The organism is Enterococcus moraviensis ATCC BAA-383 (assembly GCF_000407445.1).
Taxonomy (GTDB): domain Bacteria; phylum Bacillota; class Bacilli; order Lactobacillales; family Enterococcaceae; genus Enterococcus_L; species Enterococcus_L moraviensis.
On sequence record NZ_ASWB01000003.1, the window covers coordinates 718,631 to 735,191 of the forward strand.

The window sequence follows — 16,561 nt, forward strand, 5'->3', positions numbered from 1 at the left end:
AAATTTATTGTATAGAGATTTTAGGAGTTGGAGGATATGAACGAATCTGAGCAAAATACCCAAAAGCAGGGGAAAAAAATAATAAAAAAATACATTCTCCATCAAAAAGTTAATCCAAGACTTTTAGGAGTAGAACTTTTGAATAAGCGCTTAGCTACACCTTATGAAGCATACTTATCCTGCAAGTTACTTTTTAAAAAAGATGTTCAATCACTAATGGAACTTGAACAAATTGCAAAAAAGATCTATGAAACTTGGACTGAAAAGAATGATCAATTACTTATTAAAAAAATCAATGTGTTCACATCAACAGCCTACATTGTATTAACATTTACTATAGGATTTCATGAGGAAAAACAAGTAAGATTGCTACCTGAATTAAAAGAGTGTGCCAAAGAGCTTATTGAAACATATGACCGTTTAATCAACGAAGAAAAAGAAGCTGTATATAAGAAAAAAGAAGAAGAAATTCATGGTGTTTTAGAAAAATTTAGCCAGCTAACAAAGAAAATGGACGGTTTAGAAGATCGGCTCACGAAAAATGAATCGATAGTGTTGGATTCTGGAGAACTATTAAAAACTGAGCTTACAAAGGTAAGTCAAACGATTAAAGAGCAAATGAGTTTGACAGAATACAACATAAAAGAGAGTAGAAACTATTCTGAGAAACAAGAAAAAATAGAGACAGAAACCGATAAAAGTTCTGTAAATACAGAGATCAAAACCGCAAAGGCTAAAAAGATCAACCAAAATAAAGTACGATCGCATACACTTGATCGAACTAAACAATTACCTGGTAATCTTCAGATAAAGGAATGGACTTCGGATCAGTTACCACAAAAAGAAGAATCGACAGAACGTGTAGAACCGACTGGGAAAACAGAGTTAGAGGGTTATGTATCTAAACTGGAATTAAAAATTTTAGACTGTTTTACTGAAAATAAAGAGCTAAATAAAAAACGAATGGTACAAAAAAAGCAATTTTTGATTCTAAAGACGAAAGTAGAGTTTATTGATTATTTATGGATGTTGTTAGAATTGGAAGGAAAAGATGAAATCATCATAGCAAGTAAATTGAGTTGTCGAGAATTGGTCGAGCAATTAGGGCAGTTTATGGAGCTAGTAGAGAAAGTTGCTACGGGTCCAACAATTTTTAGCTATTGGGTTTATTGTCCTCAAGATATGTTGGTAAAACTTGAAGGATATGCAGCTTTAAAAGATATTTTAAATAATTCTTTGAAGCTAAGCAACAATAAGCTGATAAATGAATCATGATGGTTGTTAATAGGTGAAAAAAGGGGTGGTGTACAAGAAACTAGGGGTAGTTTCCGATGTATAGGCCTCTTTATTTTTCTTGAAATATTATATAAATAGTATTTGTATAACAAATAAATTTGTTGTTATGCTTCCAAATTTTTTCAGTTTTTCTAAAATTTTTGAAACTAAGTAAAAAAAAATATAATGCATAATTGGTTAATAAAACCATACCTATTGCAACTGTTTTGTATTGAAAAATCAAAATTATAAGAGTTGAGACCAAATAGAGTGGTTTGAAATATGTAAGTTCCTGTATTTAAAAATAACATAAAATATTTAGACGTTTGTAAAGATTTCATTTTCTAAAATTGATAAAAACTAAATATTAGAAAGGGTCTTATTTATGGCAAGAAGAGGGGAAAACATCTATAAAAGAAAGGATGGTCGTTGGGAAGGACGATACATAAAGGGGAGACATAAAAACGGTAAAATTCATTACGGATATATTTATGGCTATAAGTATACAGAGGTAAAACATCTGCTAATCTTGACAAAGTACGAAAAACAAACAAGTAATAGTAAAAATTTACTTCCTTATGAAGGTGGGGTAATAGACTGGACGAATTATTGGTTAGAGACGTTTGTACGCCCAAAAGTGAAAAGCAGTACGTACGCAAGCTATAAAAATAAAATGGAGGTTCAGGTATTACCCATTATTGGTTCAATTAAGTTACAAGAGTTAAAAGCATCAGATATTGATTCTTTAGTAAAAAAAATGGAGGAAACACTGAAAGCAAGCTCAATCAGATCAATATTTTCTGTATTAAAGAATTCTTTAGGCAAAGCCAAAAGTTTAAATTTATTATCAGAAAATCCGTGTATGGGCATAGAACTTCCTAAAATGAGAAAGAAGACAGTACAAGCGTTATCTATTAAAGATCAAACCAAGTTACTTAAAGAAATCAAAGCCAACCAAAAATTTTTCTCAATTACGCTAGCCTTACAGACAGGACTTCGAATTGGAGAAATTTGCGGCTTAAAGTGGGAAGACATTGATTTTGAAAACAATACACTTAGCGTTAATAGAACAATGCTTAGAATCCAAACGGAAGATAAAATAGGAAAAAAGACAGAGATTGTGGAAGTTAGTCCCAAAAGCAATAATTCACAACGAAAAATCCCGATCACTAAGTCTTTAAAAAAGAAATTGATAGAACTACAACGAACATCAACGAGTGATTATGTTATTTCAAACAAAAATAAAGCGGTGGAGCCGCGTACAATCGCATATCGATTTCAAATTATTCGAAAAAAAATTGGATTAGAAAAATTTTCTTTCCATTCTTTGAGGCATACTTTTGCTACTAGATGTTTAGAAGCCGGTGGCAACATTGCAACAATAAGCTCATTGTTGGGGCACTCATCAATAAAAATGACACTTGATTGTTATACAAACTCATTTTTTACAGAGGAACGTCAATTGGTTGAAAAACTTGAATTTATTTAAAATAGATGTCTTTTATTTATAGAGACTGTCCATTTTTTTGTGTAGGTAATTTATCTAGCAAACGATTATCGTTAGTAGTAAGAAGAATGAATATCATGGAGCAATTGATCAAGATCGAAGATATCTTTTTTTTCATTATAATTGGTTAAAAAAAAGAAATTTTTTCCACGTTTCTTTAAATAAGTGCAGTCTACATTACTAATAATCAGATCATACATTTTATCCGTAGCTAAAGTTTCAGCTTGTGCAAAAGTAGTTAATTCAACATAGTTGATCCACCAATCTGTAACTTTATTTTTGCATATCAGATCCCCTTCAATAAAAATTCCAACTGAAATTTTAGCTTTGATGGATTCTTCGTAAAAAGTGATTGCGTGTGCGTAATTTTCTATTAGTATACTGTCATGAGTGCTACTTACAAACATTAAAGGATACTGCTTTTTTAGACTATCAATAAAATCATAAACGATTTCAGAGTGTCTAGATTCTTTCCAGTTTGTATAATTCAATTTCCAATAATAATTGATATGACCCTTAAAGATTAAATGACGATATACAATTGAATTTACATAATGATCAAGAAAAACATGGCAGTTAGTCGTTAAATTAGCTTTGGGATGTCTTTTTTTCATAAAATCAAAAAATTCTTGCTTTAAAGTACGAATAAAAAAATTACTATATTCCTCAATTAAATCCAGCTCTTTTAAACAGGGAGAATTAGCAGGGATGACATCCTCTCCAATCATGAAAAGAAGTAGTAAGACTGTTTCGCTGGGAAGCATTTTAAACGAATAATAAACTAAAAATGTTCCAAGTATTTTATGCATTTTTTTGAACAAATGAGTTCTCTTCAAAGCGACTACAAACCTTCTTTGTCCATAGATGTCTGATTTGTTGTTGAAAAACAAAGCCTGTTCACTATGATTTTGGATATTCTTTTGGGCATTTCTTCTTTTTAATAAACTCAGATATATAATGATCTTTTTCCGAGTGAAAATGGAAAATTGACCGTCTAAAATTTGTTGAATAGCGTTGACTGTTTCATAAATCCTAGGATCGATATTTGGTACTTTTAATTGATGTTTTGGGTCTGTAACGAGGTATAGCGAAACGTAAAAATGGCGAACTTGTAATTCAGAACCTAGTAAAACAGCATTTTGAATAGACAAATCAAATTCAGTCAATAAATTGTTTAATTCATTGATTTTTCTAAAATAAGTAGAGTGACTAATTCCAATTTTTTCACATAAACGAGTGACATCAATGGCGCCGCAGAGCAGTAATTCTTCTAATATTTTGTATTTTGGTGCATGGACAATCAACTCATTAAATAAAGTGTGGAGCGAATAATCGGGTTTTGTTTGGAAGCTGATCGTGTGCTTGCTAGTATTGATAGAAAAACGGCCATTGGATTTCTTTGCTAAAGTTATCAACTCCTCAATCAACTTTGACAAAAAATAACTACCGATATCTAAATGATGTAAAAGTTCTTTTTTTGTTGCTTTACCGCCAACATTGCTTAGGTATATCAATAAGTCAATTTGATATACTTCTAACTTTTCTAGTAAGTCAAATTTTCTCATATGTAAAACTCCTTTTAATGTCAGTATAGGGTGCGGGAATTAAGCTGTTTTAAAGCTTCAAAACGTTCATTATACCCACATTCTTGTAGTAACATGTTCATTATTATCCAATATAAGTACAGTAAATACAATCTTATTTTTAATGGCCGCATGGTTGATTTTTAAAAGAACCGCCTACATTAATACGCACTTTTTTTAATTAGAAAGATAAAAAAATCAGATCAATAAAATAGTTTTGCTTGATTGCTCAAAAAATGGTATTGTATCTTTGTATGTTTATGTCTAATTTTCTGACTATTAACGACCATTTATAGAAGGGATATGTCTGTTATGTATGATCTTGGTGATGTTGTAGAAATGAAAAAGCCCCATGCCTGTCAGGCAAATCGTTGGGAAATTATCCGAATGGGTGCCGATATTAAAATAAAATGTACGAACTGCGGTCATATCGTGATGATGACACGCCGTGATTTTGAAAAAAAGATGAAGAAAATTTTGGAAAAAAAACTGATAAAGGATAGTGAATAATCAATGGCATTAACAGCTGGAATCGTAGGTTTACCTAACGTAGGGAAGTCTACCCTTTTTAACGCAATTACAAAAGCAGGAGCAGAAGCGGCAAATTATCCATTTGCGACGATTGATCCAAATGTGGGAATGGTTGAAGTACCAGATGAACGTTTACTACGTTTGACAGAGTTAGTGAAACCTAAAAAAACTGTACCAACTACGTTTGAGTTTACAGATATCGCCGGAATCGTTAAAGGCGCAAGTAAAGGCGAAGGTTTAGGAAATCAATTTTTAAGTCATATTCGACAAGTAGATGCTATTTGTCATGTGGTACGTTGTTTTGATGACGATAATATTACCCACGTTGAAGGGCGTGTAGATCCGCTAGCTGATATCGATACGATCAACTTGGAATTAGTATTAGCAGATTTAGATTCTATTACAAAGCGTTACACACGTGTAGCTAAAATCGCGAAGACAAAAGATAAAGATGCAGTAGCTGAATTAGCTGTTTTAGATAAACTTAAACCAGTTTTAGAAGAAGGATTATCTGCTAGAACAATCGAGTTTACTGAAGACGAGCAAAAAATCGTTAAGAGTTTATTCTTATTGACAGCAAAACCTATTTTATATGTAGCGAACGTGTCAGAAGATGAAGTGGCTGATTCAGATAATAATCCATATGTGCAACAAGTACGTACTTTTGCTGCAAATGAACAGGCAGAAGTAATCGTTGTTTGCGCACGTGCAGAAGAAGAAATTGCTGAACTAGATGATGAAGATAAAGCTGAATTTTTAGAAGCATTAGGTATCGAAGAATCAGGTTTGGATCAATTGATTCGTGCGGCATATGATTTATTAGGACTAGCAACTTATTTTACTGCTGGTGAGCAAGAAGTACGTGCGTGGACTTTCCGTAAAGGAATCAAAGCACCTCAAGCAGCAGGAATTATCCATACTGATTTTGAACGCGGATTTATTCGTGCAGAAACAGTTTCGTTTGAAGATTTGAACACATACGGTAACATGCAAGCAGCTAAAGAAGCGGGGAAAGTTCGCTTAGAAGGAAAAGAATATATTGTGCAAGATGGCGATGTTATGCTTTTCCGTTTCAATGTATAGGAAAAAATTGCTAAAAACTGTTTTTCTCCCTAAAAAATGTGTTAGAATACTTTTTAGGTAAAGACTGCCCCGTTGGCCACGGGCGAGGAGGACGCAAAAAATGGAATCAGAAGCACTTCGAGACATTGTTTCAGAAAATCGTGAACTTGAACAAAAATTGACAAAGAGAAATGAACAATACATCTTTGACTTAAAAAAATCACTAGTTGCTGCTAATCTTTCAGAAGAAGCACAGACACTTGCTTTACATGAAATTCTACCCCATTTAGTAGAAGGTCAAAAAAGTGGGAAAACTGCGCGTCAGCTTTTTGGCACAGTGGCTGAACGTACGGAGTCTATCTTAAATAAACCAGAAGAAATCCCAGAGTCGACACCGATCTTGATGTGGTTGGACAATACGCTATTATTGTTCGGTGTAATGACGATTATGTTTTCAATTATGATGATGTGGTCTAAAGGGAAATCACAACCATTGGGATTATTGACATTAGTCTTGGCTTCAATGGCAGGTGGTTATGTATTTTATCTAATGTATAAATACGTCTATCAATATGATCGGCCTGGCGTAGATAAATCAAAACGTCCTGGTTGGTTTAAAACAGGCTTGATTTTAGTTGGAGCTATGCTCTTATGGCTTGTTGTTTTTGCGGGATCTTCAATGCTTCCTGTTGTTATCAACCCAGTTTTAGATCCAGTAGTGGTTATCATTATAGGCGGAATTGCCTTAGGTACACGTTACTTATTAAAGAAAAAATATAATATGCGCAGCAGTTTGGCGCGTTAAAGAATAAAAAAGGCTTCAATAAAACGATCTTTCGTTTTATTGAAGCCTTTTTTCTATTTAAACCAATAAAACGCCTTTCTAGTAATGGATCAGTGAAGTGCGAATAAAAAAATTGTGATACAAGCTAAAACTTAAAGGGCTTGTATTTGAAAGAAATGCTGTATCAAGATAACATAAGAACTATAAATGAAATTTTCAACTAATTTTCATTATAGAGAGGTGGCATAATGGAACGATGGATCAATCAGCATAGTAGACTACTGATTTTTTTAAGCTTCTTGATTTTGAGTGTATTTTCCTTATATATTGTGTATCTTCAAAATGGGCATATCATGATTGGGGATGATTACCATTTTCATCAAAATCGAATTGAGGGATTAGCAGAATCTATACAGCATGGCATATGGGTACCAAAGGTGAGTCACTTTTTTATTGGTGGATATGGATATGCTTCTAGTTTGTTTTATCCAGATTTCTATCTTTATTTTCCAGCGCTTCTACGTATTCTAGGATTTTCACTGGCCAGTAGTTTTATTGTCTTCGCGATAGGAATAAATTTGTGCACATTCATTTTAACCTATGTGTCTGGCAGGTATATGGAGTTAACGAAAATAAAAAGTTATTTATTTTCGTTATTGTATACTCTGTCTATTTATCGGCTACAAGATTTCTTTAATCGTCAGGCAATCGGAGAACTATTAGCCATGGGCTTTTTCCCATTTGTTCTAGCAAGTATGTATTTGCTGAAAAATGGTAAAAAAGAAAAATGGCCTTTGTTAGTTGTTGGGATGACTGGAATAGGCTTAGCACATTTTATCTCACTGGAAATTGTTAGTATTTTTATAGGATTGTATATTCTGTTGAACATAAAATACTTTTTGAAAAAAGAGGTAATGATCGCTATTGCAAAAGCAACTGGATTAACCGTTTTACTATTGGCGTTTTATTTAGTGCCTATCTTTGAACAAATGAAACATATAACGTTTCAGGTGACCTCGAATCCACTGACATTGATTTCTGATAGAAGTTATTCATTGAGTGAGTTGCTTACTAATAGTTTTAAAAACACAGTATTCCATGCATCCTCAGCGAATATCGGGATTGTTTTATTGGTTGGTTTGTTTGTCTATGGCGCATTACTATTTAAGAAGGAGACAATAAATCGTGATTTGATTGTTCTTGCGCTGTTATTTATGTTTATGACGACTAATCTCTTTCCATGGAAGCTGTTTGATCAAACACCGTTTAACACGATTCAATTCCCGTGGCGGTTTCTATCGATTGTAACATTGCTAGTAGCATATATTATTGCAAATGACAGTATTCATTTGTTTAAAAAATTTCCTAGTAGTCAGCTTGTTCTAGTTAGCGTCATTTTACTAGGGGTTATGATTTACGAGTGGGATAGTGTTGATATGGAGGGAGACCGAATCCTGTCACATGAGGCATATGATGAAACGAACAGCTATTATATTGGTGCTGGCCATGAATACTTACCTAAAGAAGTAGATTACGCTACCATAAAAAAGAACAAGAGACGTCAGTTGCTTTATAATTCAGATGAAATAGCTGTAACAAAGGTTAAGATGCCATTTGGCTCAGTTGAATTTGATTATCAGACTAAACATGACGGAAAAACTAGCGTTACACTTTCACTCATCTATTATTATGGTTATCAAGCTACAATAATAAAGGATGGAAAAGAAAAGGTAATATCAACATCTTTAAATACAGAGAATGGTTTAGTAGAAATCCCGTTAACTGGAAAGGGAGAAGTTCTAGTTTCTTATCAGACAACGTGGGCCCAGAAAATTTCGTGGGGTATTTCTATTTTCACGCTACTGATTTGCTTAATATGGAGGATAGGATCAAAGTTTTCAGCTAACAGGAAATAAAAGAAATAACTATAGTTATCCTTGCGATTTGATAACAAAAAAATGAGAAAACGCTCATGTTTTGTAATACGGAAAGAAAATTTCTGTAAACAGAGAAATGCGGTTGACTTCCTTTTTATTATCTGTTATTTTCTTATATAAAATTAAATAGAGGAGTGGTCTGAAAAATGTCTAACTGGGAAACGAAATTTGCGAAAAAAGGTCTTACATTTGATGATGTTTTATTGATTCCAGCAGAAAGTCACGTGCTACCTAATGAAGTAGATATGAGTATCCAACTAGCAAAAAATATTAAGTTGAATATTCCTCTGATCAGTGCAAGTATGGATACTGTAACGGATAGTAAAATGGCTATTTCAATGGCTCGTCAAGGTGGTTTAGGCGTTATTCATAAAAATATGAGTATTGCGCAACAAGCAGATGAGGTTCGTAAAGTGAAACGTTCGGAGAGTGGCGTAATCATCGACCCATTTTTCTTAACGCCAACTAATTTAGTAGCAGATGCTGAAAATCTAATGAGTAAGTATCGTATCAGTGGTGTGCCAATTGTAGAAACGATGGATAATCGCAAATTAGTCGGAATCATCACGAATCGTGATATGCGTTTTGTCACAGATTATCAAATGAAGATCGATGAAGTAATGACGAAAGATAACTTAGTCACAGCCCCAGTTGGAACTTCTCTAAAAGACGCTGAAAAGATTTTACAAAAACATAAAATCGAAAAATTACCGATCGTTGACGAAAATAACCGTTTAAGTGGCTTGATCACGATCAAAGATATTGAAAAAGTAATCGAATTTCCCAATGCGGCAAAAGATGAGCATGGTCGTTTACTAGTTGCGGCAGCAGTTGGTGTTACAAGTGATACTTTTGAACGTGCGGAAGCTTTATTAGATGCAGGAGTTGATGCAATTATTATCGACACCGCTCATGGTCATAGTGCTGGCGTGATTCGTAAGATCAAAGAAATTCGTGATACATTCCCAGAGGCTACTTTGATTGCTGGAAATATCGCAACAGCTGAAGGGGCGAAAGCTCTTTATGATGTAGGTGTAGATGTCGTGAAAGTTGGGATCGGACCAGGCTCTATTTGTACAACACGTGTTGTTGCAGGTGTGGGTGTTCCTCAATTAACAGCTATCTACGATGCAGCATCTGTTGCTCGTAAATATGGAAAAGCAATTATCGCTGATGGTGGAATCAAGTATTCTGGAGATATCGTAAAAGCTTTGGCAGCTGGAGGACATGCTGTTATGTTAGGTAGTATGCTAGCTGGAACGGATGAATCACCAGGTGAATTTGAAATCTATCAAGGACGTCGTTTTAAAACATATCGTGGAATGGGCTCGCTAGGCGCAATGGAAAAAGGTTCTAGTGATCGTTATTTCCAAGGAGGCGTCAACGAAGCGAATAAGCTAGTTCCAGAAGGAATTGAGGGCCGTGTTGCATACAAAGGTAGTGTATCAGACATCGTTTTCCAACTAATTGGTGGATTAAAATCAGGTATGGGTTATGTTGGAGCAGCAGATTTAAAACAATTACGTGAAGAAGCGCAATTTATTCAAATGAGCGGAAATGGTTTGAAAGAATCACATCCTCATGATGTACAAATTACGAAAGAAGCACCTAATTACTCTGTAGAACAATAGATTTAGAAAACAATATCCAATGTCGTTTACGACATTGGATATTGTTTGTTTACTGGACGGGACGTTCATCTGTTGAACCATAATACATATGAAGTGGTTTGGCTTTTTTGCCCAGTAATTCTTTGGACGGTAAAATTTCATACCCTTCTTTACGTAAGTGATCAATTACAGTAGATACTGCATCAACAGTTTCTGGATGAATATCATGCATCAAGACAATCGTATCATTGTAGGCAGTATCATCGATTCGTTTGATGATAGATTGTGCATTGTGACTTTGCCAATCTTGAGAATCAACAGACCATTGAATGATTGGTTTGCCAATAATCATTGCTACGTCTTTGTTGACAGCCCCATAGGGTGGTCTAAAATCAGTAGGTAGTTTGCCAATGGCATGATAGATTGCTTTATCTGTCTTTTGAACCTCATCTTTCACGCGTTGTGCATCGACACCTGTCAATTGTGGATGAGAGTATGAATGGCTCGCTACTTCATGCCCTTCTTCTGCAACACGTTTAACAAGTGCTTCGTGCTTCACAACATTCTGACCTAACATAAAGAATGTTGCTTTTACACTCTTTTCTTTTAAAATATCTAAAAGTCGAGGAGTGGTTTCAGGATTGGGTCCGTCATCAAAAGTAAGAGAAATATATTTCTTATTTGGGTCTAAAGGTTCAGGCAATGCTTCTTTGATAGAGGCTGGGTCAATAATATCAGGATTTACATAACCAGCAATATCTTTATAGGATAAAGTGAGTTCCGTTTTACCGGTGGGGTTTTCTGACAGCCCTAAACTTATCTTATCAGGATAATAGGTAAAAGTGGTTCCGTCTAAGGTCATTTTTGGCATATTGAGAACCCCATCGATGAGTGCATTTCCGTCAGGACTTTCAGACAATAGCTTTTGTTGAACTACTTGCTGAATCGCTAACATATTTGCTTCACTCATGAAAATATCTTGTAAAGACAGTGGTTGCTTTGTTTTCTGATTGACAAATGCTGTATTTTTACCAAGCTCTGTTTTCTCAGACCAATCCTCTTTTTCTTGATCCCAGCTATAGATTTTAACAACTGGTTGATAGCTAAACACTTGGTCAGTTAGTTTTAGTCTTTTAGTACATCCGACCAGTTTGATTTCGTCATCTTTAGGACTGTTTTTTTGAGCAGCCTCTATCAGTGTAGTTAACTCCGATTTAATTGCTTGAAATTGCGGGATGGATTCAGTCGAAACTGGCTCATAAATTAATGTCTGAATATAACCATCTTTCTTCTCCTGCTCGCTCACCTCAAAATCTTCTTGTTTTTGAGATTTTCTGATTTTTTCTAACAATGAGGCTTCTTTTTTTTCATAATGGTCGTCATTTTCAAGTTCACTTGCTTCTTTAGGTTTATGTTGCATGGCATAGGTTGCATAAACGCCACCACAAATTAAAACAAGAGAAATCGTAAAAATAGATAGATAGACCATTTTTTTTGAAAAGCTGTGTTTCCTTGTTTCGCGTCGACTATTGCGGGTTCCTCGTGGGTGATTATTTCTGTCCATAACGTTTGATCCCTCTAATTTATAAATTTGATTTTTTACGTTAGTTTAAATGTATCATGCTTGTTTTGGACTTTCAACAATCGCATCATTACATGAGTGTTTCTTTTAATTAATTTAATTAAATTATTTAATCAATTTTAAGTTACCCATATATGGAACTAAAACTTCAGGAATCGTCACAGTACCATCTTCATTTTGATAATTTTCTAAAATAGCTGCTACAGTCCGACCGACAGCCAAACCAGATCCGTTTAATGTGTGAGCGTATTGTACTTTATCATGTTCATCACGGTAGCGGATCATTGCACGACGAGCTTGGAAATCTTCACAGTTTGAGCAAGAGCTGATTTCACGGTAAGCATTTTGTGCTGGGATCCAGACTTCTAAGTCATAGGTTTTAGCAGCAGAGAATCCCATATCTCCAGTGGCTAACGCCATGACACGGTATGGTAGATTTAATTTTTGTAAAATATCTTCGGCATTAGCAGTCATTTTCTCTAATTCTTCATAAGAATGTTCTGCATCACTAAATTTCACCATTTCTACTTTGTTAAATTGATGTAAACGAATCAAACCACGAGTATCGCGACCTGCACTTCCAGCTTCAGAGCGGAAAGAAGGGCTTAGGGCAGTGAAGTAGATTGGTAAATCTTTGCCATCTAAAATTTCGTTATTATAATAGTTAGTTAAAGGAACCTCAGCAGTAGGAATTAAAGTCAAATCAGTGCCTTCTAATTGAAAAACGTCTTCTTTAAATTTAGGAAATTGACCAGTACCGAACATAGAATTACTATTGACGATATAAGGTGTCATCATTTCAGTGTATCCATGATCATAGACGTGCAAGTCTAACATGAAATTATATAAGGCACGTTCCAATCGAGCACCTAAACCTTTGTAATAAACAAATCGGCTTCCAGAGACTTTTGCGCCACGTTCAAAATCAAGAATATCTAAATTTTCAGCGACATCCCAATGTGGTTTTGGTTCAAATGCAAAGTTTCTTGGCTCACTCCAACGACGTACTTCAACATTATCGTCTTCATCGGCTCCTACAGGTACTGAATCATGAGGAAGATTAGGCAATGTTGTAGAGATTTCTTGAAGTTTTGCATCAATCTCTTCAATTTCAGTATCCATTGCTTTAATAGTGCCGCCCACTTCTTTCATCTCGGCAATCTTGTTGGTCGCATCTTCCTTATTTCTTTTTAATTGTGCGATTTCAGCAGAAACATCATTACGATATTTTTTTAATTCTTCTGATTTTACTAATAAAGTACGTCTGCTTTCATCTAAACGTAAAAACTTTACTAATACTTCTTGTTTAACACCTCTAGTTTTCAATTTGGCTTGCACTTCGTCAAAATTTTGACGAATCATTTTTACATCTAACATAATTACTCCTCCTTATTTTAAAAGCGTAGCAGACTCGTTCAGCCTTGACAGAAAAATAGGGAAATATGAATGTGGTGTTTTTTGCCACAATCATATTTTGTCTTTTTTCCAAAAGGCTAGTCTGCGAAGCTAGATAACATATAAAAGCGTAGCTAGGTAATCTTATAGCAAAATAAAAAGCCACTCCATCCCCAGAAAAAAATTCTTGGGACGAAATGACTTGAATTTCGCGGTACCACCCAAGTTCAGCATAAAGCTGCCCTTGTAGTGCAGATAACGGTTGCTTCCGGTTTGACTTATCTCATCAAACGCATGTAATAGAGACGGACTTCTTTATAGTAGAATATTTGCTTTCACCACCGCAAACTCTCTTCGATTCAGAACTATAAATACTTTTTCTCTTTGCTTGTCATTAGGATACAAAACTTTTGGAGGGATGTCAACCTAAGTTAGTTGTTAAAAGAGAGTTTGAGTCACTATTTTAGTGTTTAATTTCTTTTTAAAGGCAAGTGTATGATAAAAGATGTCCAATGATTATCAGAAGTTGCGTAGATATAACCACCATGCAACGCAATGATGCTTTGCGCGATAGCTAAACCAAGACCTGTACCGCCTGTTTCTTGAGAACGTGATTCTTCAACACGATAGAAACGATCGAACAATTGGTCTAAAGAGCGCTTAGGGATCTGGGGACCATCATTTCTAACAGCAATAACAGCTTCCGTTCCAACTTTTTCTACATCAATAATGATATTTTTACCGCCTTTTCCATATTTAAGTGCATTCGACAAAAGATTATTGAACACACGCACTAACTTTTCGGTATCTCCATCCATTTTTATTGAAACTGGATTAGCATTGACTTGAATCGTCATGTTATTCTTGTCAGCTTCAAGTTCGAAATCAGCTGCAAGTTGTTCAACCAGTTGAGCCATGTCAAAATTAATGGTATTAATAGGAACAGACGGCTGACGAACTTTCGTATACTCAAAGAGGTCATCAACGAGCAGTTTCATTTGTTTTGCTTTAACATATGCTGTATGAGTATATTTTAGTAAGTCTTCTTCATTATGAAACTGTCGGTCCTCAATTAATCCTAAATATCCTATAATAGAAGTTAACGGCGTTCTAATATCATGACTGACATTGGTAATCAACTCATCTTTTGATTTTTCGATTTTACGTTCGTCTTCAATAGCTGCTACTGTACTATCCACTAACCCATTGATACTAGTAACCACCTTGGCTAAATCACCACTTAACTCAAATGGGATTCTGTGATCATAATTACCATCAGCGATATAATGTAATTCGCTAATAATATGACGTAATTGCATTTGACGGTATCGACGAATCAAACGCCAATACAATACACCTACATCCACTATGAAAAAAATAGGAATCACGAATTTACTCAAACTCCAAAATAAATCTGTATTTAATTCTTGAGCAAAAGCACCTTTAGTTGCCCAGATAATTCCTTTTAATGTCTCACTACCACTAAGAAGAACTGTAATTGAGACATTTAATAGAAGCAATAGGATAATTGTAACGATTCCTTCAGCAAGTAATTCACTTATTTCTTTTGAAGTTAAGGTAATTCGTTTTTGCTTTTCAATTTTCTTTTGTCTAACGAGCATCGATCTTATATCCAACTCCCCAAACTGTTTGAATGACTTTTTCTCCACCAGTTGCCTCTTCTATCTTATCTCTCAAATGACTAACATGAACCATAACGGTTTTTGCAGAGACAATACTTTCTTGCTGCCACACACGTTCGAAAATTTCATCCGCACTGAAAACGCGATTCGGATGACTAGCCAATAGATATAGAATACCAAATTCCAATGCAGTTAATTGAATCTCTTTGCCGTCGACAGTTTTTACTTCGTGAGAATCTTTATTGATAATTAATGATCCAATCTCAAGTACGTCGGGTTCATCCGCTTTAAGCTGCATTTGACTACGTCTTAAAATAGATTTAACACGAGCCATAACTTCTAATGGATTAAATGGTTTTGTAACATAATCATCTGCACCAGCTACTAAACCTTTGATCTTATCCATATCAGTTGTTTTAGCAGTCAGCATAATAATTGGAATTTGAGATTCCTTTCTCAATTCTTTCACTACCTGCATCCCGTCCATGATTGGCATCATGATATCTAGAATAAGTAAATCAATATCTGATATTGTTCGAATCTTAGATAAAGCCTCTTTTCCATCATAAGCCTTAACCACTTCATAGCCTTCGTTATGAATATAGATACTTAGTAGTTCTACAATCTCTTTATCATCATCAGCAACTAAAATTTTCATATCATTCATTTCCTCCATATATATAGTAGAATTCTTCTTCTTCATTCTAACAAAAAAATAGAAAAATTGACAAAAACAAAGAGAAGTTACGGTAAATTTAGAATATGTTACCAAAAATTAAGAAATAGAGTAAAAAGAGCTTGTTTTTTACTCAAAAACGAACAATAAACAACAAAAGTAATAAAACAATCGGTAACGAAAAAAACTTTAAAAAAAGTGCAAATTTTAGTTGACCTAAGCCTAGAATCTTGGTATATTATATCTTGTCGCAAGGCACTGATGAAACACGCCGAACGATGAGAATAATATAACAATCCAAGGCTGAAAAAAACTTTGGAAATCAGGAAAAAAAGTTGTTGACAAACAATGTTTAACCTGATAAACTAATGAAGTTGTCGCAAGAACTACAAGCGACAAACAAGAAATAGAATAACATTTCAAGTTCGAAAAAAACTTGAAAAATCAGGAAAAAAGTTGTTGACAAATAACTAATAACCTGATAAACTAATGAAGTTGTCACGAAACACTCGACAACATCAAGCAGAAAAAACTTTGAAACTTTTGAAAAAAAGTGTTGACATCGAATCGAAGATTTGATATGATATAAAAGTTGCTGCGAGGTAACACAGTAGACCTTTGAAAACTGAACAAAGTAAGACGAACCAAATGTGTAGGTTGTTTTTACAACGGTAAAAACAAACAACAATTTTTAACAAAGCGAAGCAATATGCTAGCAAACAAATGAGCTTAACAATCGCAAGATTGTGTTCAACTTTTATTATGAGAGTTTGATCCTGGCTCAGGACGAACGCTGGCGGCGTGCCTAATACATGCAAGTCGAACGCTTCTTTTCTACCGAGTGCTTGCACTCATTTGAAAAGAGGAGTGGCGGACGGGTGAGTAACACGTGGGTAACCTACCCATCAGAGGGGGATAACACTTGGAAACAGGTGCTAATACCGCATAATAGTCGACACCGCATGGTGTTGATTTG

The 16,561-nt window shown here is 34.7% G+C and carries 12 protein-coding genes, 1 rRNA gene and 1 other annotated feature; of the genes, 8 read left to right on the forward strand and 5 right to left on the reverse strand.

All coding sequences use genetic code 11. The annotated features are described in order from the left end of the window. Positions 1-36 precede the first annotated feature (36 nt). The gene (locus I586_RS13455) at positions 37-1,275 is read left to right on the forward strand and encodes a hypothetical protein (protein ID WP_010766692.1); all 1,239 of its coding nucleotides are present in this window, start codon (positions 37-39) and stop codon (positions 1,273-1,275) included. A gap of 385 nt (positions 1,276-1,660) precedes the next feature. Continuing rightward, on the forward strand, positions 1,661-2,764 hold the full coding sequence (locus I586_RS13460) for a tyrosine-type recombinase/integrase (protein ID WP_010766693.1): 1,104 nt from the start codon (positions 1,661-1,663) through the stop codon (positions 2,762-2,764). 71 nt (positions 2,765-2,835) lie between these two features. Here the strand turns inward: I586_RS13460 and I586_RS13465 are convergent, their stop codons facing one another. Next, positions 2,836-4,347 carry a helix-turn-helix domain-containing protein gene (locus I586_RS13465; protein WP_010766694.1) on the reverse strand — a complete coding sequence of 504 codons (1,512 nt, stop codon included), beginning with the start codon at positions 4,345-4,347 and terminating at the stop codon, positions 2,836-2,838. Between the two features lie 330 nt (positions 4,348-4,677). On the opposite strand from I586_RS13465, the gene I586_RS13470 reads away from it, so the two are divergent. The 5 genes from I586_RS13470 to guaB all read left to right on the forward strand — a co-directional run bounded on the left by I586_RS13470 (position 4,678) and on the right by guaB (position 10,310). After that, positions 4,678-4,875, forward strand: coding sequence for a DUF951 domain-containing protein (locus I586_RS13470; protein WP_010766695.1), 198 nt, complete (start codon positions 4,678-4,680; stop codon positions 4,873-4,875). Between the two features lie 3 nt (positions 4,876-4,878). Next, complete coding sequence (gene ychF, locus I586_RS13475; RefSeq protein WP_010766696.1) at positions 4,879-5,979, forward strand: redox-regulated ATPase YchF; 1,101 nt, start codon at positions 4,879-4,881, stop codon at positions 5,977-5,979. Between the two features lie 100 nt (positions 5,980-6,079). Further along, on the forward strand, positions 6,080-6,763 hold the full coding sequence (locus tag I586_RS13480) for a DUF1129 domain-containing protein (protein ID WP_010766697.1): 684 nt from the start codon (positions 6,080-6,082) through the stop codon (positions 6,761-6,763). A 227-nt stretch (positions 6,764-6,990) separates the two neighbouring features. Next, positions 6,991-8,658, forward strand: a complete 1,668-nt coding sequence (locus tag I586_RS13485) for a glycosyltransferase family protein (RefSeq protein ID WP_010766698.1) — start codon at positions 6,991-6,993, stop codon at positions 8,656-8,658. Positions 8,659-8,825: 167 nt separating this feature from the next. Beyond that, positions 8,826-10,310 carry an IMP dehydrogenase gene (gene guaB / locus I586_RS13490; protein WP_010766699.1) on the forward strand — a complete coding sequence of 495 codons (1,485 nt, stop codon included), beginning with the start codon at positions 8,826-8,828 and terminating at the stop codon, positions 10,308-10,310. Positions 10,311-10,359: 49 nt separating this feature from the next. Here guaB and I586_RS13495 read toward each other — a convergent pair whose 3' ends face one another. The 4 genes from I586_RS13495 to croR form a co-directional block, all read right to left on the reverse strand. Next, entirely contained in the window at positions 10,360-11,853 is a 1,494-nt protein-coding gene (locus I586_RS13495) for a polysaccharide deacetylase family protein (RefSeq protein WP_010766700.1), read from the reverse strand. Positions 11,854-11,976: 123 nt separating this feature from the next. Then, the gene (gene serS / locus I586_RS13500; protein ID WP_010766701.1) at positions 11,977-13,248 is read right to left on the reverse strand and encodes a serine--tRNA ligase; all 1,272 of its coding nucleotides are present in this window, start codon (positions 13,246-13,248) and stop codon (positions 11,977-11,979) included. Between the two features lie 203 nt (positions 13,249-13,451). After that, positions 13,452-13,663, reverse strand: a binding site (T-box leader). A 73-nt stretch (positions 13,664-13,736) separates the two neighbouring features. Continuing rightward, a complete protein-coding gene (croS, locus tag I586_RS13505) occupies positions 13,737-14,888 on the reverse strand; it encodes a sensor histidine kinase CroS (protein ID WP_034702485.1) in 1,152 nt (383 codons plus the stop codon). After that, positions 14,878-15,567, reverse strand: coding sequence for a response regulator transcription factor CroR (croR, locus tag I586_RS13510; RefSeq protein ID WP_010766703.1), 690 nt, complete (start codon positions 15,565-15,567; stop codon positions 14,878-14,880). The genes croS and croR overlap by 11 nt, the downstream gene beginning before the upstream one ends. 776 nt (positions 15,568-16,343) lie before the next feature. Here croR and I586_RS13515 point away from each other — a divergent pair. Then, positions 16,344-16,561: ribosomal RNA gene (locus I586_RS13515) — 16S ribosomal RNA — on the forward strand; the annotation flags it as partial.

Bases quoted from the DNA above. Each gene is read 5' to 3' on its own strand.
- I586_RS13455 (WP_010766692.1), top strand. From the start codon at position 37: ATGAACGAATCTGAGCAAAATACCCAAAAGCAGGGGAAAAAAATAATA.
- I586_RS13460 (WP_010766693.1), top strand. From the start codon at position 1,661: ATGGCAAGAAGAGGGGAAAACATCTATAAAAGAAAGGATGGTCGTTGG.
- I586_RS13465 (WP_010766694.1), bottom strand. From the start codon at position 4,347: ATGAGAAAATTTGACTTACTAGAAAAGTTAGAAGTATATCAAATTGAC.
- I586_RS13470 (WP_010766695.1), top strand. From the start codon at position 4,678: ATGTATGATCTTGGTGATGTTGTAGAAATGAAAAAGCCCCATGCCTGT.
- ychF (WP_010766696.1), top strand. From the start codon at position 4,879: ATGGCATTAACAGCTGGAATCGTAGGTTTACCTAACGTAGGGAAGTCT.
- I586_RS13480 (WP_010766697.1), top strand. From the start codon at position 6,080: ATGGAATCAGAAGCACTTCGAGACATTGTTTCAGAAAATCGTGAACTT.
- I586_RS13485 (WP_010766698.1), top strand. From the start codon at position 6,991: ATGGAACGATGGATCAATCAGCATAGTAGACTACTGATTTTTTTAAGC.
- guaB (WP_010766699.1), top strand. From the start codon at position 8,826: ATGTCTAACTGGGAAACGAAATTTGCGAAAAAAGGTCTTACATTTGAT.
- I586_RS13495 (WP_010766700.1), bottom strand. From the start codon at position 11,853: ATGGACAGAAATAATCACCCACGAGGAACCCGCAATAGTCGACGCGAA.
- serS (WP_010766701.1), bottom strand. From the start codon at position 13,248: ATGTTAGATGTAAAAATGATTCGTCAAAATTTTGACGAAGTGCAAGCC.
- croS (WP_034702485.1), bottom strand. From the start codon at position 14,888: ATGCTCGTTAGACAAAAGAAAATTGAAAAGCAAAAACGAATTACCTTA.
- croR (WP_010766703.1), bottom strand. From the start codon at position 15,567: ATGAAAATTTTAGTTGCTGATGATGATAAAGAGATTGTAGAACTACTA.